This window comes from Nitrospinota bacterium, assembly GCA_029881495.1.
Taxonomy (GTDB): Bacteria; Nitrospinota_A; UBA7883; order JACRGQ01; family JACRGQ01; genus JAOUMJ01.
This window is the reverse complement of sequence record JAOUMJ010000011.1, coordinates 1-24,746: the sequence shown is the minus strand read 5'-3', so window position 1 is coordinate 24,746 and position 24,746 is coordinate 1. Positions and strand designations below refer to the sequence as shown.

Sequence of the window (24,746 nt, the reverse complement as noted above, 5' to 3'; positions counted from 1 at the left end):
AGACAGATCCTTTTCAACGTTGGTAAATGTTGCCGGAGGTTGAAATGATTAGAGTATCTGTTTTTGTTCTGGCATCTGCCGGGATAATAGTCTTCTCCTGGCCCTACCTCTGCAATACCAGATCCCACGGCTTTTACAGATTTTTCGCCTTTGAGTCTATCCTCCTGCTGGTTCTCCTTAACTCCGAATTCTGGTTTATTGACCCTTTTGGTTATGGGCAAATAGCCTCTTGGCTGATACTGACCCTCTCTCTCCTCTTCGTCATTGAGGGATTCAGACTGCTAAAGGTGGTCGGGAAACCGCAAAACCATATCGAGGACACCACCAGACTTGTTACAGTCGGCCTATACAGGTATATCCGTCACCCCCTATACAGCTCCTTGCTCCTCCTCACAATTGGAGCATTTCTAAAAGATACCTCCCTTGTCGCTACCCCCCTTTTTCTCATCGCAACAATATCCCTTATTGCCACCGCCAGAATTGAGGAAATCGAAAATTTGGAGAAATTTGGAAAGGAATATGAAGAGTATATGAAAACTACATGGATGTTTTTTCCATTTCTGAAACTTTGGAAATAACCATGAGTTTGGAGAGTTTGAGAAGCGTTTTAATGCGAATCGGGATTTTTCCGTTTTTATTCGCCTCATTTTTACCTTTTTCGACTTATGCAGGTGACTTTGCCATGGAAAGAAATTTGATGGTCGACAGCCAGATAATAGCCAGGGGGATAAAAGATCCCCGTGTCATTAAATCATTACGGGAAACACCCCGGCATCTCTTTGTACCTTTGCAAAATAAAAGGGCTTATGGAGATCATCCCCTGCCGATTGGAGAAGGGCAAACTATCTCCCAGCCATATATTGTCGCTTTAATGACCGAGCTTTTGGAGCTAAAGGGGACCGAAAAAATCCTGGAAATCGGTACAGGCTCCGGATATCAGGCGGCTGTCCTCTCCCCACTCTGCAAGGAGGTCTATACAATAGAGATTAAAAAAGTCCTTTTTAACAGGACCGCTCCGCTCCTGGAAAAGCTGGGCTATACCAATGTACATCCGATATTCGGGGACGGCTATTTCGGGCTGGAGAAGAAAGCCCCTTTTGATGCTGTGATCATAACCGCGGCGGTAAACCATATACCTCCCCCCCTTATAGCCCAACTGAAAGACGGCGGAAAGCTGGTTTTGCCTCTGAATACCAATTGGCTGTTCCAAACGCTGGTACTAGTTACCAAAGAGGGTGACGATATAAGGATGAAAAATATCGCTTCCGTAAATTTCGTTCCGATGACCGGTAGGATGCTGGATTGAACGGGAGAAACTTTAGCTCGGTATTTTTCGTTACTTCTTCGGCTCTCCTCTTTGAAATATACCTGACTTCGCAATTCGTCATCTCTTTTGACCACCATTTCGCCTCCATCGTAGTCTCGACAGCGATGCTCGGTATCGGCGCTTCTGGGGTGGTAATTCGTGTTTTTCCAAATTTTTCGCAAAGGTTCAGTCTGAAAACGACAGCTTTTCTACTCTCGGTTTCATATCCGCTCTCACTAATGACCATACGATGGGTTGAATTCGACCCTGTTCAGCTTGATTGGGATCTATGGCAAATTCTCAAACTATCAACATACTACCCAATTCTAGCCATCCCATTTTTATTATCATCATTTTTTGTAGTAAAAACGATGAAGGAGAACTTCTCCGAGTCGGGCAATATCTATTTTACCGATATGGCTGGAGCCGGTTTTGGCTCGATTCTCTTTTTAGCGCTATCACGCCATATCGGATTCCCCCCAATGACCTCCACAGCTCTTGCGCTTTTCGGGGCAAATCTGGTTGGGAAAAGGGATGAACTTTTTAGAAATATCGCCATTTCAATAATGGTTCTCACTTTTTCAGCTATGAAGATCGACACTCTGGAACTCCCGATCTCCAACTACAAGGATATCTCCCATTTCCAGAAATACCCCAACACCGAAATCCTGGCCTCGTTTCGAGGTCCCGAAGGGAGAGTGGATATCGTCAGATCACCCTACCTCCGCCATGCCCCAGGATTGAATCCCTCTTTTTCCAAACCGGTTCCACCTATGAGAGGTGTATTCTTTAATGGAAGCCTCTACGCCCCCCTGTATGAAAATAGTAAGGGTTCAGATTTGCCCCTTCCGCTCCTTTTGCCCTACCTATATCGAAAACCTAACTCAGTATTGATAGTCGGGGCATCGGGTACCACAGAATATGACATTTCAAGGGATATCGGGTGCGAAGTTATCCACATGCTGGAGGAAAACCGCCTCATAGCCAACAGCATGCTCTTTTCAAGGGAATTCGTCTACAAAATTGAAATTTCCGGACTCCGAAAGTATCTCTCAGAGGCTATTCATTATGATTTGATATCCTTTTCAAGGCCTTTCACAGGTGCCGGAACAGGTACAGGTACCCTATCTGAGGACTATTTATCCACAAAGGAGGTAGTAAGGTCATCAATAGACCACCTCACTGCTGACGGAATTTTGACGGTGGCCGTTCCGCTACTTCCACCGCCAAGGGTTGAAAATACACTTGTACAACTTTTTGTCAGCGCATCATCTGACGGATGGAACAAGGTTGTCGCCTTCCGATCATGGGGGACCTTCACCCTCATCTACCAAAACTCAACCTTTACAAAAGAACAGATCTCGAGGCTGAGAGAGATTGCCGATGGTCTGTTTCTCGATCCTGTCTACTTCCCGGGTATCTCCGAAAATGATACAAACCGAAATGTTGAATTCAGAGAGCCGATCTACTTTATGGCCATACAGGATTTGAAAAACGGAAAAGAGACGCTTTTCAATACCGACCCGCCAACTGACGACGCCCCATTCTTTGAAAATTTCCTCAAATTTTCGCGTATCCCAGAAACGGTAAAAGCCTTCGACGGGAGGTGGCTCCCGATCCTTACCGGTGGAGGGATGGATATTTTGATCATCGCCCAGACAGGACTATTTTCGCTTTTCCTTCTTCTCCTTCCACTCATTCGAAAAACTGCCGAACCTCTGCCAAAAAACTGGATAACCTACTTTTTCTCCCTCGGCGCCGGATATATGCTTGTTGAGATGGTTTTCATCCAAAAAGGAGTTCTATTTCTGGGGGGGCCTGTGAAATCTTTTGCGTTTGTTGTCCCTGTTATGCTCTTCTCGTCAGCTATCGGAGGCTATTTTTCAAAAAAGGTGCAATTTCATCAAAAAATAACGGTTTCCATTGCAATAATACTGATAATCGACTGCTTTTTGTTCAAATCGGTTTTTGCAAACATGCAGAACATGAATTTCACTCTGATGAACCTGCTCTTCATCTTGATGGTTGCTGTAACCGGTTTCATTTTGGGATTTCCATACCCGCTCGGTCTGAGAGTTGCCGGATCGATCTCGGATTACATCATACCTTGGGGGATGGCCGCTAACGGGTTCGCTTCGGTACTTGGCGCATCGTCCGCCCCGCTCCTCGCATACCTGGTTGGATTCTCCAATGTCCTCCTGATAGGAGCCTTAATTTACCTCATTGCTTCATTTGTGGCATTTCAGCCCCATAGAGGAAAATAACGATGCCATTTAAAAATCTTACACCTCCTGTTAGAGTTAGGTAATGATTGTCATCACCACACATGTAAACGCCGATTTCGATTGCCTCGCCTCCATGATGGTTGCATGCAAGCTATACCCGGACGCGATCATAATCTTCCCCGGCTCCCAGGAGAAGAACGTCCGAACCTACCTTGAAAGGAGCGACCACCATCTCCCGATCCGCCGCCTCAAGAATTTCGACCTTTCAAAAGTGACCAAACTGGTTATAGTCGACACCACCTCCAAGGAGCGGCTCGGCCCGTTCGGAAAACTCTGCGACGATCCCAACATCAAGGTCGAGGTGTACGACCACCACCCGAAGGATTCCGGGGATATCACTTTTAAAGTTGGACGCATCGAACAGAGAGGGGCGAACACAACCTTGATGCTCGAAATAGTACGCGAGAAAGGGATACCCCTCTCCCCCGAAGAGGCGACCCTTATGATGCTAGGAATATATGAAGATACGGGATACCTAACCTTCACCTCAACTACCCCGGAGGATTTCCGCGCCGCCGAATACCTCCTCGGCCTGGGGGCTACACTCCCGGTGATAACCGAATTCCTGCAAAGAACCCTCAGCGCGGAGCAGATCTCCATGCTCCATGAACTATTGAACCGTCTCGAATATCATGTCATTAATGGAGTGGAAGTCGTCGTTGCATTCGCAAAAGCGGACAGATATGTTGGTGACCTGGCGGCAGTTATCCACACCCTGAAGGAGATGGAGAACATCTCCGCGCTCTTTGTGATAGTCGAAATGGAAGCTCGGCTACACCTTATCGGTCGCAGTAATATAGCCGCACTCGACGCTTCACAGGTCGCGGCAAAATTCGGCGGTGGGGGTCACACAAACGCCGCATCGGCCACCATCCGAAATATGCTCATGAAGGAGGCGCAGGACACCCTCATCAATACTCTTGAAAAGATCATCCCCCCGGCCCCTTCCGCGGAACAGATGATGGTCGCCCCTGTCGTCTCCGCTGGTGAAAAGGAGAGCCTCGAAAATGTGGAGATCCTCCTCACCCGGCAGAATATAAATTCAATGCCGGTGCTAAAGAGCGGAAAACCAGTCGGCATCATCACGCGCCAGTTGGTCGAAAAAGCGCTCTCCCATAATCTGGGTAAATCGGAAGTCCGGGATTACATGCAGACCGAGTTTGCCACCATTCCTCTTAACGCTTCGTACGAGAATGTGAAGGATATAGTCATCCGCCAGAGGCAGAAGATCGTCCCTGTAGTCGACGACAGTGGAAAGCTCCTCGGCATCGTCGGACGTCTGGACGTAATGCGTGCCATCTATTCCGACTTTATGAAATCACCCTCCACAATGCTGCACCCCGAACGGAAGGTACAGCGGTACGTTGCCCGTTCCCTCACGGGGCTGATGAAGGAGCGCCTCCCGGATGAGATTCACAAACTTCTCGAAGCGGTTGGCGATGCCGCCTCGGAACTCGGATTTACAGCCTACGCCGTCGGCGGATTCGTGCGCGACCTCCTTATGAGGCGAAAGAACCTCGACCTCGATATTGTCATAGAGGGTGACGGAATTGAGTTCGCCGAGCGGTTCGTGGAAATACATGGCGGAAGGATAAAGACGCACAAGAAGTTCAAGACAGCGGTCATGCTTCTCAGCATGGGGAAGAAGATAGATGTCGCAACCGCCCGAACCGAATATTATCCGGAGCCTGCCGCCCTCCCGATAGTCGAGATGAGCTCGATAAAGAACGACCTCTTCCGGCGCGATTTTACCATCAACGCGCTGGCGATAAAGCTGAACGGAAAGGACAAGAACAGGCTGATAGATTTCTTCGGCGGACAGCAGGACCTGAACGACGGAATGTTGCGCGTCCTTCACAACCTCAGTTTCGTTGAGGACCCGACAAGGATCTTCCGCGCGATCCGCTTCTCGGAGCGGTTCCATTTTGCGCTCGGATCGCAGACCGAAAATCTGCTGAAACTTGCCGCCAAGAAGGAACTCCTCAACAAGGTCTCAGGGAGCCGGCTGATGGGGGAACTGCAGAACATCTTCAAGGAGGAGCATGTCGAGCGGGCGACCAAACGGATAGCGGATCTCGGTCTATGGCGCTTCCTGCAACCAAATATAAAGTACGACCACGCAACCCACTCCCTCGTCGAACATGCAAAGGAGGCGATCGCCTGGCACGACCTCACCTTCGAGGAGGAGAAATTGCGGAAATGGCTCGTATACCTCTACTCCCTTTCGGCGAATCTCACGCGAACGGCGACGGCAGAGTTTTTCAGGCGTCTCGGATTTGAAAATCATCCTACGAAACATTACGTCGAGCAGAAGTGCAAGGGGTGGGAACAGATGAAGGAGTTCAATACCCTCTCGCTTAACAAACCGGTGGAGGTATATCAGGCGCTAGTCGGCCTGGAGCCGGAAACATTGATACTCATAATGGCGGCGGTGAAAGGGAGAAACCGGAAACGGATGGTCGCCGAATTCATGACGACCATAAGGAACATAAAGCCGATGCTAAGCGGCAACGATTTGATAAAAGCCGGAATGGAGCCCGGCCCTCTTCTAGGGAAGGTTCTGGACACGCTGAGGATCGAAAATCTGAAGAACGTCTTCGCTTCGAAGGAAGAGGAGCTCGCCTTCGCAAAAAAATATTACGCAACACTGAAGAAGAAAATTACGGGAAAGAATTAGCAGATAGGCATTACTGTCATCCTCGCGCATGCGGGGATCCAGTTTCGCAAAAGCATAGAACCTCTGAAACCCAACTTTGAGGGAATGACAAGGTGAAGGCGGGGCAAACGCAGACTGAAGTCTACGCTACCGAAATACACTCAGACTAAAGTCTGTGCTACCGAAATATACGCAGACTGAAGGCTACGATACCGAAATTCACGCAGACTGAAGTCTGCGCTACCAGGGCAATGCGTGAAACCCACTCCTCCCGATTATTGCGGTTGCTATCCACCGCCACTTTGGTAAAATCTCCTTGCCGGGTCTTACGCGACTCGACCCTGTTAACCCCGTCAGATCCGGAAGGAAGCAGCGGTACGCGGTGTGTCGGGGGCGCTGTAAGGGTGCCCGGCATAATTTAATGTTGGAGGCTCTTTCCTACAATCGATATTTGCATTGGGGTGCATGGTCCCGCTTATGGAAACTGATAACGCTAAATCTTCCGGCAACTACCTTGTTTTCGCAAGGAAATGGAGACCCCTCACCTTCGCCGACGTTTCGGGACAGCAGCACATCGTCCGCGCACTTCAAAACGCCATCAAGCTCAACCGCTTCCCGAATGCCTACATCTTCTCCGGCATAAGGGGGGTCGGCAAAACCTCGCTCGCCCGCATACTCGCCCGCTCCATAAACTGCGAGAAAGGGCCGACCGTCGCGCCGTGCGGCGAGTGCGCCATATGCAATGAGATAGTAAGCGGTTCATCCATCGACGTGATAGAGATAGACGGCGCCTCCAACAACGGCGTAGACGACATAAGAGAGATACGCGAGGCGCTACAGTACGCCCCGGCGAAATGCAGGATGAAGATATACATCGTTGACGAGGTGCATATGCTCTCGAAACCGGCGTTCAACGCTTTCCTAAAAACTCTCGAGGAGCCGCCTCCGCATACCCTCTTCATATTCGCCACCACGGAGCTTACAAAGATCCCCGAAACGGTACTGAGCCGTTGCCAATGTTTCGAGTTCCGCGCTCTTTCCGAACTTCAGATAGCCGAAAAACTGAAGGCGATCGCCGACAAGGAGAAGCTCTCCGTCACCGACACCGCATTAAAGATGATAAGCCGACGCGCCGAGGGGAGCATGAGGGACGCCGAATCCCTAATGGACCAGCTTGTCTCATACAGCGACGGCGAGATTGGGGAGGAAGAGGTCGGCATGGTACTCGGCCTGGTATCGCGCGACAGGATTTGGTCGATAATAAACTCGCTGTTCGTGAAGGATTCCGAGAAAACTCTCGCTGAACTTCACGACCTCTACTATACCGGATACGACACGGCGGTTATCCTGCGCGAAATGCTTGAGGCTGTTCGCGAGCTTACGATAGTAAAACTTATCCCTAAGCCGGAAAGCATCATCCAGGAGACCCCGGAGCGGATAGTGTTAATGAAGGAGATGGTGAAGAACGTCTCCCCGACCAAACTACAGCAGTTCTACGACCTCCTCACGAAGGCGGAGTACCAGGGGAAGATGGCAAGCAACGACCTCTCCGTGCTGGAGATGGCGCTATTAAAGATGAACGGTCTTGATGACGTGGTTCCGGTGGACGAGCTACTTAAAATCCTCAAGAGCGAAGGGGTCACTTCCGGTCAGCCTGCGCAGGCTCCCCGCTCGGCTGTCTCGTATCAAGCAAAACCCTCCGGCGGGTATCAGCCCCCCGCGCAGAAGCGAGTCACCGCAACTCCCCCAGTCGACGATTCGCCATACATCACTGAAGCGGTCGAAAAGCCTGCCGCTCCCCGTGCGCCGGGCGAGGTGGACTGGAACTCTATAAAGGGTTCCGCTTCCGGCTTTCTGGCAACGGCGCTTGCGAACACTACTCTGGTTGTTAATGGTGAGAATGCGACACTTTTCTACCCTCATGGGGATGAATATGTCGCCAATCAGTGCCAGAGGAACAAGGAGTTCATTGAAACCGAAATAAACAAACATGCTGGCCGGAAAATGACCCTCAGTTTCCAGGCGGGTGAGCCTGTGGCATCTGAAAAAAAAAAGAGTAACGGCATAGACAACGCCGCGAAACTGGAGATATTGAAGGACCCTCTCATCGCAAAGGCGATAGATATCTTCGAGGGGAGGCCTGAATTTGAAGAGTAACCTGGAACCTATGGAGAAAAGTTATGTCAAGACTGTTGGGTGATCTGCTTCAGAAAGCGCAGAATATAAAGTCGAAAGTGACCGAATTCCGCGACGAGCTGAAGGAGAGAAAGGTCGATGCTGTATCGGAAGACGGCTTGATAAAGGTTGTTGCAACCTGCGACAAGGAGATCGTCTCTATATCCATTGATCCCGGCTGCCTGACGGACGGCGGCAAACTGCAGGAAGCATTATTGAAGACCGTGAACGACGCCCTGGATAAGGCCGGCGAGGTTCAAAAAGAGGTTGGGCAACGCGCAATGAAAGAAGCGGGAATATCGCTACCCGGCCTGTTTTAAAGGTATGGAATCCTCCATTACGGTAGCTACGCTGACCGAGGAACTGCAGAAGCTCCCCGGTATCGGCAAGAAAACGGCAGAACGGCTGGTGTATGCGCTTCTGAAATCGGAAAACAGGCAGGCGACGACGCTTGGAAACGCGCTAAGGGACCTGGACGAGAAGGTGATACTTTGCGGCGAGTGCGGAGGTATCACCGAGACCGACCCATGTTCGATATGCGTTTCCGGGGAACGGGATCGCTCAATAATATGCGTAGTGGAACAACCTCTCGATATTGCGATCTTTGAGAGGATGGGGAAATTCAAGGGGCTCTATCATGTGCTGATGGGGACCATCTCCCCGCTGGATGGAATGGGGCCGGAGTCGCTGAAAATTGACAAACTTATGCAACGAATTGAAAAAAATAAGGTTAAGGAGGTTATTGTGGCCACAAACCCGACCATGGACGGAGAAGCGACGGCCCTTTATCTCTCGAATGTACTGAAAAAATTGGCCGTAGAGGTGACCAGAATAGCCCGCGGGATACCTGTTGGGGGGGATATCGAGTATGTTGACGAAATTACTCTGCTTAAATCACTTGAAGGCAGACAGAAAATATAGGAGACTTTAGCTTTTGAAAATATTTATTTGGGGTAGCTGAAGGAGTAGGAATGCAAAAATTACCTATAACGAATGATCTGGGATTTTACGAAATCCGAATGGCAAGCATCGGGGGTTTCGGCGCCAATCTCGCCGGAAAGATACTTGCCGAAGCCGGGATTCTTAACATGGGCTTTAACGGCTCAAACTTTTCGAGTTACGGTTCCGAGAAGAAAGGCTCTCCTGTCGGTTCGTTTGTCAGGTTTTGCGCCGCCGACCACAATGTAAGGGTGAACGCCCCCGTAACCGAGCCGCACATGCTGGTCATCTTTTTGGAGGCGATTGCCCAGAATGAAGGGATGCTTACCGGCGTAAACGAGGAGAGCATAGTAATCCTCAATACAAGCATGAACGCGGAAGAAGCGAGGGATTACATCAAACTCCCTTGCGGCACGCTGGTGGTCATTGACGCCATGAAAATCGCGCTTGAAGAGAAGACCCGCGTAAACACCGCGCTCCTTGGCACGATGGCGGCCGTAAGCGGTTTCATCTCACAGGACGCTGTAAAGGATTCCATAAAGACCGCGCTTGGAAAGAAGTACGCGTTCCTGATAGAACCGAACATAAAGACGTTTGACAGAGGAGCGAGTGAATATAGCTCCAAGAAATTCGCATCGGACGGGAAATATCCGCTACAGCCGTTCTCCCCGCACGGGCAGAAACTCGGCTATCTCAACCAGCCTATCGGCGGCGTCATCCCTGCGGCAGGGACATCGATGTTCAAGGATCTTACCGCCAGCCGCTCCGGCATGATTCCAGTATTAAATGTCGAGAAATGCACAAACTGCGGCGAATGCGACATCACATGCCCCGATTACAGCTTTGAATGGAAGGAAGGGGCAAACAAAAAAGGTAAAATAGAGCAAGTGCTTCAAAGGATCAACTACCGCTACTGCAAAGGTTGCCTTCGTTGCGTAAGAATATGTAAATTTGACGCCCTCACCGAGCATGTTGAAGCGTCGGTAAATCCGGCGGTCATCGAAAAGGGCTTCGTGAAAGACCTAAAGGAGATAGAATGAGCAAGGTAACAGCAAACTCAAAAGGAACTTCCAAAGGGTCCGCCAAACAGGTAACGGATTTCCTGAGCGGTAACGAAATGTCGGCTCTCGCCGCGTCACAGGTCAACTTCCATGTGATGGGATACTACCCTATCACCCCTTCTACTGAAGTTGCCGAATTCCTCGACGAAATGAAGGCCTCCGGCAAACATGAAACGGTACTAATACCGGGCGATGGTGAGCATGGCGCCGCTGGTATCTGCTACGGCGCATCGACAGCCGGTGGACGCGTTTTCAACGCGACATCCGCAAACGGTCTTCTCTTCTCCATCGAACAGATGCCTGTACAGTCGGGAACCAGAATGCCGATGGTGCTAAACCTTGTGTGCCGTTCAGTATCCGGTCCGCTTGATATCCGCGGCGACCACAGCGACCTGTACTCCACGCTGAATCTTGGTTGGCTCATTTTATGCGCCAAGGATCCGCAGGCTACCTACGATTTTGTCGCTATTGCCACAAAGGTAGGCGAGCATAAGGATGTAAGGCTTCCGGTAATCGTTGCCGATGACGGATTCTTCACAAGCCACCAGAAGCGGAGAATAAGCCGCTTCGAGGACGCAAAAACCATACAGGATTTCGTTGGGCCGTTCCAGTATGAATACTCTTCTGTCGATCCGGCAAACCCGGTCACATTCGGCCCGTACATGAACGACCCCGATCAGATAAACAATAAAAAACAGCTCTCCCTTGCCATGGAAGCATCCAGGGCCGTGTTCAGGGATGTGTTTGCCGAGTGGGAGAAGCTTTCGGGCAGAAAGTACAATATGCTCGAAACCTACAGGATGGAAGACGCCGAAGCGGCAGTAATGATACTCAATTCGGCGGCAGACACGGCAATGAGCGTCTGCGATAAGCTCCGAGCTGAAGGAAAAAAGGTCGGCGTGGTATATCCCACGGTTATCCGCCCCTTCCCAGGCGAAGAATTAAGGAAAGCCTGCAAGAATGTAAAAGCTCTTCTTGTAGCTGACCGGGCCGACGTATACGGCGCCCAGGGTGGAGCGATGACTATCGACGCCAAATCGGCCTTAAAGGACGACCCGAACAACAAGACGCTTGTATTGAGCCGGATCTATGGACTCGGAGGAAAGGATTACTACGATCACGACGCGATTGAGATGTTCAATCTCGCGCTCGATACCGCCGCAAAAGGGAAAGTGGAAATCGCGTACGACTATATCGGTGCCGAACCGGGGGATGTCAGCTACTCCATCCTAACCAAGAACGACGCTATTAAAAAAGAAGCAAGCTCACCGGGGGTTATCTCTGCCACGAAAGATGAAGCAACCGGTAAAGTGGTCGTAAAAGGGGTAAAACCGAAAGACCTTACGAAGATGCCTCAAAGGATAGCCCCGGGTCACGGCGCATGCCCAGGTTGCGGGATATTCACAAATATCGGCACTTTCCTCAAAGGGATCGAGGGGCATGTGGTGATGCTTTGGCACACCGGCTGCGGAATGGTCGTGACCACCGGCTACCCGAATACAGCCTTCAACATTACATATATCCATAACCTCTTCCAGAACGGCGCCGCAACACTTTCAGGCGTGGTAGAGATGTTCGCCGAGCGAAAAAGAAGGGGCGAGATCCCAAGTGATGAAGAGATAACGTTCATAATGGTAACAGGTGACGGCGGCCTTGATATCGGTCTTGGACCGGCACTTGGAACAGCTTTCAGAAATCATAAGATGATCATCCTTGAGTACGATAACCAGGGTTACATGAATACAGGGCATCAGCTGTCATATACAACCCCTCTTGGTCATGCCACCTCCACCTCGAACGTGGGGTCACACCAGACCGGAAAGACGTTCAACCACAAGGATTCGGCCCAGCTCTTTGCTTCGTGCCATATTCCGTATGTCTTCACCGCGACGGACGCCAACTACAAGGACCTTATGACCAAAGCGGCAAAGGCACAGTGGTACGCCAGGAACGAGGGGCTCGTATTCGGCAAATTCTTCTCTGTTTGCCCCCTTAACTGGAAGCATGAGGATGACCAGGGGATGCCGGTTGGCGAAGCGGCCGTAAACAGCAACTTCTTCCCCTTGTACGAAGTTGAGCATGGAGTTACTACGCTGAACTACGATCCTGAAGCGAAAGGTAAAAAAGTAGATGTAATCGAATGGCTGAAAATGATGGGCAAAACCAAGCATCTTCTTAAACCGGAGAACAAACATATCGTGGACAGGTTCCGGGATGAGGTAGACAGGAGATTTGCCAGAATAAAGGCTATGTCTGAACATCCACTGTTGTAATATATAAGGATGGAAACTGAAGTGGGCAAACCGAAAAGCCTTTTGCGATTTGGGTGCTTCCCGATGATCGTTTCTTCGTTTCTGTCCTTTGCCCTCCTCTCGTTCAGCCTCCCTGCATATGCGGAAGAGGCTGAAAGTGAGAACGTCTGCATAAGTTGTCATCTTGAAATGGAAGATGTACTTAAGCAGGTCGTGGACGATTGGAAGCTTTCGGTTCACGCTGAAGGGGGCGTTGAGTGCCAGGACTGCCATGGTGGTGATCCTACCGACTTTGGCGAGGCGATGGAACCTGCCAAGGGTTTTGTCGGCAAGCCGGAGATAAAGGACATTCCGAAGTTCTGCTCGAAATGCCATTCCGACCCCTTGAAAATGCGCCCGTACAATCTCCCATACGACCAATTCGAAAAGTACTCAGACAGTGTGCATGGTGAAAAACTTGCCGCTGGAAATGAGAATGTACCGACTTGTATGAACTGTCATGGAGGGACGCACGCCATAAAGCGGGTAGCGGATCCGGAATCAGCTGTTAACCGAAAGAACATCGTTAGAACCTGCGCTTCCTGCCATTCAAATGCATCCCAGATGGCCGACAGCAAACTCCCCATAAACCAATACGACCTGTATAAGGTCAGCACACACGGTATGCGTTACTTTGAAGGCGACATGGGTGTACCATCATGTACCGACTGCCATTCAAACCACAGGATCAGAAAACCGCAGGAAATGTCCGTGAAACTCGTTTGCATGAACTGCCATATTTCGCAGGAAGAGACCTACAAAATGAGTCTCCACTGGGATGCCGCCCAGCAGAATGGAGTCCCTACCTGTATAGATTGCCATTCGAATCATGACGTAATGAAACCGACTATTGCCAAATTTGTGGATGAGGGGAAAGGCAACTGTGTCACCTGTCACGCTAAAAACTCCCTGCAGATGGAAACGGGAACAGCATTGCACAAACTGCTAAAGGATACCGAAGACAATCTGAATAAAGGGAACGATGCTGTTAAGAGAATAAATGAATGGAGCGGCAGCGGTTTTGAAACATCGCACCTCACCAATAAAATGAAAAAAGTAAACAGCATGCTAAAGGAGATGGTTGTAGCTTCTCATTCCATGGATGTAGACCCGCTAAACGAAAAAGCAAATTCAGCGGAAAACCTCACGAAGGAAGTCATGGAAGAAGTTGATGCCAGAACCCATGAACTTTCCAGAAGGAAATACGGACTGGTGGCATCATGGCTTGTTTTTCTCGCGTTTAGCTGGTCCCTGGTTAAAAGAAGCAGACATTGTAAAAGGGATTAACACATAGTTAATGGGCCAAAACAGGGAAGATGACGGGTTTTGGAACGATTTGGAAAACAAGATCGAGAAAAAAGCTTCAACTCTTTCCACTAATAATAGCAAAGCTGTAGATCTTCTTTTCTCCCCTCTTCTCAGCTTTTTCAAGTCATACTTCCTTCGCGGTAATTTCCTGAGAGGCCGAAAGGGATATCGCGCCGCCATTCAAGAAGCTGTCTTTGTCTTTTCCGTTAATGCACGATATTATGAGCTGAACCATACCGACAAAACAGCATTAGAAACCATTAAAAGAGAGTGGAGTTAACCTATTCATATGGAAATCGAATCATGGCTAAAGTAAGAAAGGCCGTCCTCCCTGTTGCGGGAATGGGAACCAGGTTCCTCCCTGCCACAAAAGCATCCCCAAAGGAGATGCTTCCGATAGTTGATAAACCGATGATCCAATATGTCGTTGAAGAGGCAATTGAATCAGGAATCGAAGAGATAATAATGATCACAGGGCGCGGAAAGAACGCCATCGAGGATCATTTCGATAACGCAATAGAGCTTGAGCTGTTGCTTCAGCAGAAAAACAAGCATGAAGAGCTGGAGATGATCAGAAACATCTCCAACATGTGCGACTTCTGGTACATTCGCCAGAAAGAGCCGCTCGGCCTAGGACACGCGATACTGCGCGCAAAGGACCTGATAAAGGATGAACCTTTTGCTGTCCTTCTCGGAGACGACATAATATATTCAGAAACCGAGCCAGCGCTTAAACAGCTGTTGACCGTGCACCATGAGACCGGCGCCTCTGTAGTAGCGCTTGAAAGAATTCCAAAGGAAGATATCTCAAAATATGGAGTGGCCGATATCGTTTCCGAAACGGGGCGCAAATCCAGGATCAAAGGGCTTGTGGAAAAACCTGAAACCGAAAAAGCCCCTTCCGATCTGGCTGTCATAGGTAGATATATCCTTACACCTGATATATTCGAGCTTCTTGAAGGGGTTCAGGCGGACGGCTCAGGGGAGATACAGCTTACCGCCGGCTTGAATATGCTTTGCAAAAACGAGGAGATGAGCGGATACCGCTTCACCGGTCTCCGATATGACGCGGGAAACAAACTGGGATTTCTGAAAGCGACTGTTGAGTTTGCCCTTCGCCGCGATGACCTTGGGAGCGATTTCAAAAACTACCTAAAGAACCTGAATATGTAGAACTGCTCATTTTTGATATAGTGGTAGTGAAGGTGGCATATGGGTTCACAAAACGACGATAACAACGAGACCGGATTTGATCCTAAAAAGGATTATATATTCCATCTTAATTACGCTGAAGAGGATATAGTCACCTCGGAAGGCGGTTTCGGCAAGGATACCTTCATCACCGCGGTAGATATTTACGAAAACGAAAAGTTTGTTATGGTGGATATTGAAGTTCCCGGCATCGAAACTGAAAAAGTATCAGTGACCATTGAAAAAGACCTTCTCACAATCGAAGGGGTAAAAAAGGATGAGCCAACTCCTGGTCCGGTTACCTTCCACTGCGCGGAAAGGAATTACGGGTGGTTTAAACGCCGCTTTGGACTCGGCCAGGCCGTTGATTCAAATTCGATCACAGCTACATGCAAGAACGGCATACTTCATATCTGCATACCCAAGCTCCTTGATCGTCGAAATCCTGTCCGAAAAATAGAGGTTCGCGATGAATGAAAAACCGGTAATACTTACGGAAATAACCGAAGAAACGCCACTCGAACTGAGCATTCCTGAAGAACTCCCCCTCCTCCCCGTAAAAGATATTGTGGTTTTTCCCTATATGATCCTGCCGCTGTACGTCGGGAGAGAAATCTCCACCAATTCTGTAAATGAAGCGATGGCGACAAACAGAATGATGATGCTCGTGGCCCAAAAGGACTCCAAAGTGGAGGAACCGCAGCCTGAAGACCTCTACCGGATTGGAACCCTCGTCAATGTCCTGCGTATGGTAAAGATATCAGGGGACAAACTCAAGATACTAGTTCAGGGACTGGTGAAGGTTAGCATTAAGGAATTTACCACTCTCTCCCCTTTCATGAAAGTCAGGATCGAACTTTTTGACGATACGGAAGGATCTGGCGTGGAAAACGTCGAATCCGAGGCTCTAAGACGCACCGTGCGTCAACAGATCGCTACAATGGTCGATATGGGCAAAGGGATATCTCCCGATATTGTCATTGTCGCAGACGGAATTGAGGATTCGGGCAAACTGGCCGACCTTGTCGCAAGCAATATTGGCCTCCGCGTTGAAGACGCACAAAAGGTAATAGAGACAAAAGGGGCGATAAAAAGACTTAAAAAAGTAAGCGAATTTCTCGGACGCGAGATCCAGCTGCTCACCATTCAGGAGAAAATCCAGTCAAAGGTGCAGGATAAGATGACAAAATCCCAAAAGGAATACTTCCTGAGGGAACAGCTCTCACAGATACAGAAAGAGCTTGGTGATACCGACGATTCCCAGGCAGAGATAATGGAGCTGGAAAAAAATATAAAGAAAGCTAAAATGCCGGAGCCGGTTCTTAAAGAGGCTGAAAAACAACTGAAACGCTTCAGCAAAATGCACCCTGAATCGGCAGAAGCGACTACCGTGCGCACATATCTTGAGTGGCTTACCGATATCCCATGGTCCGTGGAGACCAAAGATAACATCAGCATTTCGAAGGCAAAAAAGGTTTTGGATGAGGATCATTACGACCTTGAGAAGATCAAACAGAGAATTCTTGAATACCTTGGTGTTGCGAAACTGAAAAAGGATATCAAGGGGCCGATCCTCTGCTTTGTAGGCCCTCCAGGAACAGGAAAGACCTCCCTCGGTAAATCGATCGCAAAGGCGCTTGGAAGGAACTTCTCAAGGATGTCGCTCGGTGGTGTCCGGGACGAATCTGAAATAAGGGGACACCGAAGGACATATATCGGAGCGCTACCCGGAAGAATAATACAGGGGATTAAAACCGCCGGATCGAACAATCCTGTATTCATGCTCGACGAGATAGACAAACTGGGGAGCGATTTCAGGGGAGACCCCTCCTCCGCACTCCTGGAAGTTCTGGATCCGGAACAAAACCACTCCTTTGTAGATCATTATCTCGGCGTTCCTTTCGATCTTTCAAAGACGCTCTTCATCGCAACAGCCAATATGACCGATACCATCCCCGGCCCATTGCGCGACAGAATGGAAATACTTTATCTCTCCGGTTACACAGAAGAGGAAAAACTCGGTATCGCTAAAAAATATCTCGTTCCGCGACAATCAAAGGAGAATGGATTGACATTAAAACAGATATCTTTTTCCGATGGCGCTATCAGGGAACTTATTAGCGGCTATACCCGCGAAGCAGGATTGCGCAATCTGGAGAGGGAAATCGCGAACATCTGCCGCAAGGTAGCGCTGAAAATAGTACAGAACAAAACAAAAAACCATTTCACCATTTCCGACAAATCAACCGAAGATTATCTTGGCCCGGCTAAATTCCTTAATGAATCTGAAAAGGAGAAGCCTCAAATAGGAGTCGCTACAGGTCTCGCCTGGACTCAGGTAGGGGGCACCCTGATGCACATTGAGGTTACCACCATGAAAGGACGCGGAAGCCTCATTATCACCGGGAAACTCGGAGAGGTCATGCGCGAATCGGCCAAAGCGGCATACTCCTACTGCCGTACCAACGCAAAGAGGATCGGTATCTCCGAGGAGTTCGCAAAAAATACCGATATACATGTCCATGTGCCTGCGGGCGCTGTCCCCAAGGACGGCCCGTCCGCTGGAATAACTATCGCAGTAGCCCTGGCAAGCGCCCTTTCCGGAAAACCCGTGAGAAACGATATCGCCATGACGGGAGAGATCACTCTCAGGGGAAGGGTTCTGCCGATAGGCGGCCTGAAGGAAAAAACCCTCGCCGCGCTTCAGGCGGGTATTTCCAACGTTATTATCCCTGATCAAAATGTACCCGATCTGAAGGAAATCCCGGATTACATCAAAAAGAAGATAAATTTCATCCCGGTAAAGACCGTTGATACTGTCCTTGAAAATGCATTCAAAAAAGGGGTCGGAGGCTTAATTAATAAAACCGCAAAGAAGCCGATTACGTCTAAACGAAGGAAAACACCGGTAAAAGCATCAATAAAAAAAGGAAAAAAATAGGAAACCGTACGAATATCCCAGCCACAAAATTACCGATTTACCGACTGCAATCTGTTGTTGATTGATTCTTTTCATTTGATACCGGATTTTCCATCACCTGTAACCTCCTGTTACCTGCCAAAGCCTTTGGTGAATGATATTTTCACTCAGGTTAACATTCTGTTTTTTTTAGTCGAAATTCATTTATTTTGAGGTAACATTAGCAGATGGAAAATTCCTGCACATACCAATACCGGGACAAAACAACCTGCAAGGAGCCACAACAGGGTAACTCTGGATACTGTTTCTGGCACGACCCAAATGCCGACAGGCTCGGAGCCGACATTAAAAAGATCCTTGATGAAAAGCATAAAAAAGGGGAAAAGCTCGAAGGTTTTAACCTTCAAAAGGCAAATCTTGAGGGAATAAACTTCACCTATTCCGACCTGTATAACGTCAACTTCAAAAGAGCAAATCTACGAGGAGCCCACTTTTTCGGATCAAATTTGAATAAAACCAACCTCTTTAAGGCCAACCTTGAAAGCGCAAACCTGAAACAGACCACACTGTATGACGCGGAACTCCTTGGAGCCAGACTTGGTAACGCAAGCCTGGATAATGTTGAATTTGGTAACGACAACAAGATAAAAAATGAAATAGAGGGAGACATCTTCCTGAGCAGAGGCGAGACCGATAAAGCGGCGGAGAAATATTACGAGGCGATGGAGATATATCTCAATATCAAAAACAATTTCAAGAACCGTGGCCTGCAGAACCAGGCGGGCAGATATTTTTATCGCGAGATGGTAATGCAGAGAAAACTGATACCTTATTTCACGTTTGAAAGGTTTTGGTCTTTTCTGCTCGATATCTCTTCCGGCTATGGTGAAAAGCCGTTCAAGATTATCGGCTTTTCCGCTATCATAATGTTCGGATTCATGTTCATATTCAGTCTCACCGGCCTGAAGGATTATACCGGTGAGATTTCTGCGCTAAGCGCGAACCAAACGATGGATGAATCGCTCTTAGTCCTTTTTAACTCGCTCTATTACAGCGTTGTTACATTTACCACTCTTGGAAACAGTGAGTACATACCGTACGGCATTGGAAAGATATTCACAATGCTGGAAGCGTATACCGGATTTTTTCTTATTGTTCTTTTTGTTATCACAATATATAAAAGGTACATGGAGCGGTAAAATCAGTATGGCCGGAAAGGCATGTTGGTCTGGGGGAGCCGTGCTCACATATTATTGAACCGTATTTGCAAGGGGTATATCCAAAATGAGCCAAGGGACATGTAAATACCAGTTCCGCGACAGTACCTCCTGCAAAGAGACGGCGGGGAAGGATTCCGTCTATTGCGTCTGGCACGACCCTTCTTTGGATAGAAAAGGGATTGAGCTTAAAAAACATCTCGAAGACGCACATAAAAGCGGTAAACGACTGGAAGGGTTTAATCTTCACAACGCAAGTCTGGACGGCGTGAACCTGACATACGCGAATTTGACGGACGTCAACTTCAGGAGAGCCTCCCTGCGCGGCGCGCATCTTTTCGGTTCCGACCTTACTGGCGCGAATCTTTTTAAGGCTAATCTGGATAACGCAAACTTTAAACAGACCGTCCTTATTGATGCTGAACTGCTGGGGACAAAATTTGGCAACGCAAGTTTCGAAAATGTCTATTGGGGGCCTGGATATAAGGTTAAAAACGAGCTTGAAGCGGATAACGCATCTGATGAAGGGGATTTGGACAAGGCTAGTGAAAAATACTATGAAGCGATGGAGATCTACCGAAATGTCAAGAACAACCTGCAAAGCAGGGGTCTCTCACACTATGCCGGGAAATTTTTCTATCGCGAAATGATAATGCAGCGAAGGCTCATGCCAGCCTGGTCGCCCGAACGCTTCTGGTCAATCTTCATGGATTTTTCAACCGGATATGGAGAAAAACCGTACAGGATTATCACCCTATCCACCATCACCATAACCATATTTGCCCTTATATTCGGCTTTCTGGGATTGACGCACTTTTCAGGGGTTTCAACCGATTCCTTCTCGCTTTCACTCTCCGTTGCTGACAACCTTTTGATACTCTACAACTCGTTTTATTATAGCGTCGTAACATTCACCACTCTTGGCTATGGCGACTACTCGCCGGAAGGTGTAGGCAAGATACTCTCCGCGCTTGAAGCATACATGGGGTATTTCCTGCTTGCGCTGTTCGTTATCACCATCTATAAACGGTACATGGAGCGATAACCCCCCTCCCCTTTTTGATTACCCTCTTTCCAACGCCTCTCTTATTTCGTCCGGGATCATGATAGGTTTCATACTTGAGTCCACGCAAGCCATTCGTGTACTCCCGGTTATCAGCAATTTCCCGTCGCTCTTTCTCTTTATCCCGTACTTAACTACAAAGCTCGCCCCCCTGATTTTTTCTATCGAGGTAGCAACGCTTAAGATGTCGCCGTAAACTGCCGGGGATTTGTATTCGATGCTGGCATTAACCACAGTGAACACCACACCTCTCTTCTGGTATTCCGGCAGGGATATACCCTGGCTCTCGAGGTGCTCTGTCCTCCCCCTTTCGAAATACCTCAGGTAGTTGGCGTAATATACCACTCCGCCGCAGTCGGTATCCTCGTAATAAACCTTTACTTCTGTTTCCATGATGATTCTGGATTATATGTGAGATATCCCGCCAATTAAAACCTTTTTCCCATGTCTCTCCTCGAACATTTACTCGCACCTCATGTTCGAGAAATGCAAGGGTATGACTATCTGAAGAAGAGGTATAATATCCTGACAATGAAGAAATTCAGAGAGGCTCTAAAGGAAAACATTCTAGTCTGCGACGGCGCAATGGGGACGCTCATCTATCAGAAAGGGGAGTATATAAACCGCTCGTACGACCAAGTGAACCTCACAAAACCTGAACTTATCAGAGAGATACACCGAGAGTATATCTCTGCCGGCGTTGATATCATAGAGACCAACTCCTTCGGCGCAAACAGGTTCTCGCTCGGCAAGCACGGCCTTGAGAGCCAGGTGAGAGAGATAAATCTCGCCGCCGCGTCCAACGCCACCTACGAAGCGAGAGGAGCCGTTTTTGTTGCCGGAGCGGTTGGTCCCCTTGGAAGCCCTATAGCCCCGTTCGGCAAGATATCGCACAATGCCGCTTTCGATGCGTTCAAGGAGCAGATATCCGCCCTGATTGAGGGGGGGGTGGATCTCATTATCTTCGAAACATTCCTGAATACCGCCGAGCTGGAAATCGCCATCGGCGCCGCCAGAAGCGTTAAAAAAGATATCGCAATTATCGCCCAGATGACGTTCAACGAGGAGAGCGCCACACCGGTCGGCGAACCGGCTGAAAAGGTCGCCAAATTCCTTGAAAATCTGAAAGTGGACGTAATAGGCGCCAACTGCTCAGTAGGCCCCGCTCCGATGCTGGAAACGCTTGAGCGATTGGCTTCGAGTACTGAACTCCCGATTTCCGCCATGCCTAATGCCGGAAATCCGCACCTCGTAGACGGACGCCACATTTACATGACCACCCCCGAATACCTCGTCACCTATGCGAAGCGATATATCCGTACCGGTGTGAAGATAGTCGGTGGATGTTGCGGTACCACTCCACAGCATATAAAGCTCATCCATAATACGGTAAAGGCTCTCTCCCCTTCCCGCATTAGCGTGGAAGCAAGGGAGACCCAAAAGGCAGAGCCTGTCGATATAGTGCCGACGGCTGAAAAGTCGAATCTAGCCAAAAAGCTAAGTGAAGGGAAATTCATCACCTGCGTGGAGATACTCCCCCCAAAAGGTTCCGACCCTGCAAAAACGCTTGAAAAGGCACGTAAACTGAAGGATGCGGGGGTTGACGCCGTAAACATCCCGGACGGCCCCAGAGCGTCCGCAAGGATGAGCCCGATGTCTCTTGCCCACCTCTTCCGGCAGGATGTCGGGATAGAGCCTGTTCTCCACTACACATGCCGGGACAGGAACCTCCTCGGCATGCAGTCGGATATCCTCGGAGCTCATGCCGTAGGACTCCACAACATACTCGCCGTCACAGGCGACCCTCCAAAACTCGGCAATTATCCAAACGCCACCGCTGTTTATGACGTTGACGCAATAGGCCTTGTACGGCTGATAAACAATCTCAACCACGGCCTCGACGTTGCGGGGAACCCTATCGGAAAACCTACCGCCATCCATATCGGGGTTGGGGTAAATCCTGTGGCGATCAACATCGAGGAAGAGATAAGAAGGCTTTACCAGAAGGTGGAAAACGGAGCGGAGTATATCTTTACTCAGCCTATATTCGATTCGCGGATTTTCATCGAATTCAGAGAGCGAACCAAAGATATCAAGGTGCCGTTCCTGATAGGTATTTTACCGATATCATCCGTAAGGATGGCCGAGTTCCTGCATAACGAGGTTCCAGGAATGAAAGTGCCGGATGAAGTAATGAAGAGGCTCGAATCGGCAGGTGAACACGCCTCAGAAGAAGGTATCAAAATCGCGGTAGAAGCTCTCGACGAGACAAGGGATATCGTGCATGGGGCCTACGTCATGGCACCGGGCGGTGCCGTAAAGCCCGCGCTTGCCGTTCTTGAAAAATATCTCCCAGAATGATTCCGTCCGAAACCGAAAAACCCCCTGAAGTGCTATCTGCGGAGATAGCGGTCTTCGTTCCATTAAGACAAACGTTTTTCTATTCTTTCACAAAAGTGGATGAACCTAAACTTCTCCCCGGCGTACGGGTCGTTGTCCCTTTTCGAAATCGCGACATGGTCGGCGTATTCCTCCGCTTCAAAAAGACCGACATAAAAACCAAATCTGTAAAAACTGTTCTCGATGACAAACCGATATTCAGCGAAAAGGTCGTGGAGCTTGCAGAGTGGACCGCCCTTTACTACCTTTGCGGAGCGGGAGAGGTTTTTAAAATGATATCTCCCAGGGAGGAACTAAAAAGCAGGATTGTTGTTTCACGCTCCGGGTCACTCCCGGAACGGTCCAAGGGAGGAATAATTGAACTCCATGAAATACTGAAAAAACCGCTCTCTATTCAGACGCTATCAAAAAAACTCGGCATGACGGCAAGCGAAACCGAAAAGCATATAAAACCTCATCTTAAAAAGGGATTTCTGACACGATCGGAAGAGTTCTATTTCACGGTTTCATCGGATACGTCCAAGAGGAAATTTAATCCCCCTTCCGTATCTCTCAGAGCTGTGAAGGAATTTACGGCAGAACAGCTTGATGCTATAGAAAGCATTTCAGCGGAGATAGAAAAGAGAGCCGGCACAACAACGCTTCTTTTCGGCGCGACAGGATCAGGCAAGACCGAAGTCTACATGGAGCTATGCAAACGCGCAATTTCCAATGGCGGCGGCGCGATCGTTCTCGTCCCGGAAATTGCGCTTACATACCAGCTTGTCCGGAGATTCGAATCCAAATTCGGCATTTCTATTGCCATACTCCATTCAGGGCTTTCGCCCGCGCAGAGACGGGAAGAGTGGATGCGCGTAGCCAGAGGCGAAGCGAAAGTCGTTATAGGCGCCCGCTCTGCCGTATTCGCCCCTATCGACGACCTGAGGCTCATCGTAGTCGACGAGGAGAATGACGGCTCCTACAAACAGTCCGAACATCCATATTACAATGCCCGCGACGTCGCCGTGATGAGAGGTAAAATGAGCGGAGCGGCTGTTGTGCTCGGTAGCGCGACCCCATCAATAGAATCGTTTTATAACGCCAGCGAGGGGAAATACCGCATATGCCGCATGCCACACAGGATCGATAAGACCCCTTTCCCGAAAACGACGCTGGTCAACTCAGACCCTGACGATAAGCGCCTCCTCCCTGCGAACGTCGTAGAAAATATCATCAAGAGAAAAGAGCGCAATGAGCAGGTTCTTATTTTCGTGAACAGAAGGGGGGATTCAAGGTACCTTAAATGCAATACATGCAACGCCTTTGTGCTCTGCCCCAACTGCTCCATCACACTTACGCACCATTCGGCGGGAGGAAAGGGGCTTCTATGCCATTACTGCGGTTACTCCCTTTCAAAGCCCGGTACATGTTCCGAGTGCGGTGCGGGAAAGACATTTTCATATCGCGGCGTCGGCACACAGAAGGTGGAAGCATACCTCAAGGAACTTTTTCCAAAATTGAAAGTGGATCGGCTTGACCAGGACACTGCTCCGACTCGCGATAAAACCTTTGAAATACTGAAAAGGTTTGAAGAGAATGAAACCGATATCCTCGTCGGCACGCAGATGGTCGCCAAAGGACACGACTTCAGGAACCTGACGTTCACCGCAATAGCGGGCGCCGATGATTACCTTGCCTTCCCAGATTTCAGGTCTGCTGAGCGCACATTCTCTCTAATCACGCAAGCTGCAGGGAGAACCGGGCGCGGAGGGGATACAGGCGAGGTGATGGTCAGCTCCACAAGCGGACACTACGCAATAAATCACGCGCTCAACCACGACTACGAGTCCTTCTACAATGAGGAGATCGAAAAAAGAAGGATAACCGGATACCCCCCTTTTGCGCGAATAATCGGTTTGAGATTTGAATCGACATCCGAGGAGGGTAAAAAAAGA

19 protein-coding genes and 1 other RNA gene are annotated in these 24,746 nt (G+C 49.1%); 19 read left to right on the top strand and 1 reads right to left on the bottom strand.

Annotated features, from left to right (window positions below; genetic code table 11):
* The first annotated feature begins 44 nt into the window (after nucleotides 1–44).
* From OEY64_06500 to OEY64_06420, 17 genes are all read left to right on the top strand, one after another.
* Nucleotides 45–578, top strand: a complete 534-nt coding sequence (locus tag OEY64_06500; GenBank protein MDH5542597.1) for an isoprenylcysteine carboxylmethyltransferase family protein — start codon at nucleotides 45–47, stop codon at nucleotides 576–578.
* Between the two features lie 104 nt (nucleotides 579–682).
* Nucleotides 683–1,306: a protein-L-isoaspartate(D-aspartate) O-methyltransferase gene (locus OEY64_06495; protein ID MDH5542596.1), complete on the top strand. Its 624-nt coding sequence runs from the start codon at nucleotides 683–685 to the stop codon at nucleotides 1,304–1,306.
* Nucleotides 1,303–3,570 carry a hypothetical protein gene (locus tag OEY64_06490; GenBank protein MDH5542595.1) on the top strand — a complete coding sequence of 756 codons (2,268 nt, stop codon included), beginning with the start codon at nucleotides 1,303–1,305 and terminating at the stop codon, nucleotides 3,568–3,570. The genes OEY64_06495 and OEY64_06490 overlap by 4 nt, the downstream gene beginning before the upstream one ends.
* A gap of 43 nt (nucleotides 3,571–3,613) precedes the next feature.
* Nucleotides 3,614–6,268 carry a CBS domain-containing protein gene (locus tag OEY64_06485; GenBank protein ID MDH5542594.1) on the top strand — a complete coding sequence of 885 codons (2,655 nt, stop codon included), beginning with the start codon at nucleotides 3,614–3,616 and terminating at the stop codon, nucleotides 6,266–6,268.
* Nucleotides 6,269–6,564: 296 nt separating this feature from the next.
* An RNA gene (gene ffs / locus OEY64_06480) (signal recognition particle sRNA small type) lies at nucleotides 6,565–6,664 on the top strand.
* 60 nt (nucleotides 6,665–6,724) lie between these two features.
* A complete protein-coding gene (gene dnaX / locus OEY64_06475) occupies nucleotides 6,725–8,404 on the top strand; it encodes a DNA polymerase III subunit gamma/tau (GenBank protein MDH5542593.1) in 1,680 nt (559 codons plus the stop codon).
* A 23-nt stretch (nucleotides 8,405–8,427) separates the two neighbouring features.
* Complete coding sequence (locus tag OEY64_06470; GenBank protein ID MDH5542592.1) at nucleotides 8,428–8,742, top strand: YbaB/EbfC family nucleoid-associated protein; 315 nt, start codon at nucleotides 8,428–8,430, stop codon at nucleotides 8,740–8,742.
* 4 nt (nucleotides 8,743–8,746) lie between these two features.
* Nucleotides 8,747–9,343, top strand: a complete 597-nt coding sequence (recR, locus tag OEY64_06465) for a recombination mediator RecR (protein ID MDH5542591.1) — start codon at nucleotides 8,747–8,749, stop codon at nucleotides 9,341–9,343.
* 50 nt (nucleotides 9,344–9,393) lie between these two features.
* Nucleotides 9,394–10,401: a 2-oxoacid:acceptor oxidoreductase family protein gene (locus OEY64_06460; protein ID MDH5542590.1), complete on the top strand. Its 1,008-nt coding sequence runs from the start codon at nucleotides 9,394–9,396 to the stop codon at nucleotides 10,399–10,401.
* On the top strand, nucleotides 10,398–12,695 hold the full coding sequence (locus tag OEY64_06455) for a thiamine pyrophosphate-dependent enzyme (GenBank protein MDH5542589.1): 2,298 nt from the start codon (nucleotides 10,398–10,400) through the stop codon (nucleotides 12,693–12,695). Before OEY64_06460 ends, OEY64_06455 begins: the two co-directional genes overlap by 4 nt.
* 21 nt (nucleotides 12,696–12,716) lie before the next feature.
* Nucleotides 12,717–14,000 carry a cytochrome c3 family protein gene (locus OEY64_06450; GenBank protein MDH5542588.1) on the top strand — a complete coding sequence of 428 codons (1,284 nt, stop codon included), beginning with the start codon at nucleotides 12,717–12,719 and terminating at the stop codon, nucleotides 13,998–14,000.
* Nucleotides 14,001–14,010: 10 nt separating this feature from the next.
* A complete protein-coding gene (locus OEY64_06445; GenBank protein MDH5542587.1) occupies nucleotides 14,011–14,301 on the top strand; it encodes a hypothetical protein in 291 nt (96 codons plus the stop codon).
* Between the two features lie 20 nt (nucleotides 14,302–14,321).
* On the top strand, nucleotides 14,322–15,194 hold the full coding sequence (galU, locus tag OEY64_06440) for a UTP--glucose-1-phosphate uridylyltransferase GalU (protein MDH5542586.1): 873 nt from the start codon (nucleotides 14,322–14,324) through the stop codon (nucleotides 15,192–15,194).
* Between the two features lie 39 nt (nucleotides 15,195–15,233).
* The gene (locus OEY64_06435) at nucleotides 15,234–15,689 is read left to right on the top strand and encodes an Hsp20/alpha crystallin family protein (GenBank protein MDH5542585.1); all 456 of its coding nucleotides are present in this window, start codon (nucleotides 15,234–15,236) and stop codon (nucleotides 15,687–15,689) included.
* On the top strand, nucleotides 15,682–18,153 hold the full coding sequence (gene lon, locus OEY64_06430; protein MDH5542584.1) for an endopeptidase La: 2,472 nt from the start codon (nucleotides 15,682–15,684) through the stop codon (nucleotides 18,151–18,153). Before OEY64_06435 ends, lon begins: the two co-directional genes overlap by 8 nt.
* A 206-nt stretch (nucleotides 18,154–18,359) precedes the next feature.
* A complete protein-coding gene (locus OEY64_06425; protein MDH5542583.1) occupies nucleotides 18,360–19,331 on the top strand; it encodes a pentapeptide repeat-containing protein in 972 nt (323 codons plus the stop codon).
* An 85-nt stretch (nucleotides 19,332–19,416) separates the two neighbouring features.
* Entirely contained in the window at nucleotides 19,417–20,394 is a 978-nt protein-coding gene (locus OEY64_06420) for a pentapeptide repeat-containing protein (protein MDH5542582.1), read from the top strand.
* Between the two features lie 18 nt (nucleotides 20,395–20,412).
* Here OEY64_06420 and OEY64_06415 read toward each other — a convergent pair whose 3' ends face one another.
* Nucleotides 20,413–20,805 (bottom strand): acyl-CoA thioesterase, encoded by a 393-nt coding sequence (locus tag OEY64_06415; protein MDH5542581.1) that lies wholly within the window; start codon nucleotides 20,803–20,805, stop codon nucleotides 20,413–20,415.
* A gap of 138 nt (nucleotides 20,806–20,943) precedes the next feature.
* Between OEY64_06415 and OEY64_06410 the strand changes: the two genes are divergently transcribed.
* Both OEY64_06410 and priA read left to right on the top strand, forming a co-directional pair.
* The gene (locus OEY64_06410) at nucleotides 20,944–22,773 is read left to right on the top strand and encodes a bifunctional homocysteine S-methyltransferase/methylenetetrahydrofolate reductase (GenBank protein ID MDH5542580.1); all 1,830 of its coding nucleotides are present in this window, start codon (nucleotides 20,944–20,946) and stop codon (nucleotides 22,771–22,773) included.
* On the top strand, nucleotides 22,770–24,746 hold a 1,977-nt coding region (priA, locus tag OEY64_06405), incomplete at its 3' end, for a primosomal protein N' (GenBank protein MDH5542579.1). The genes OEY64_06410 and priA, both read left to right, overlap by 4 nt.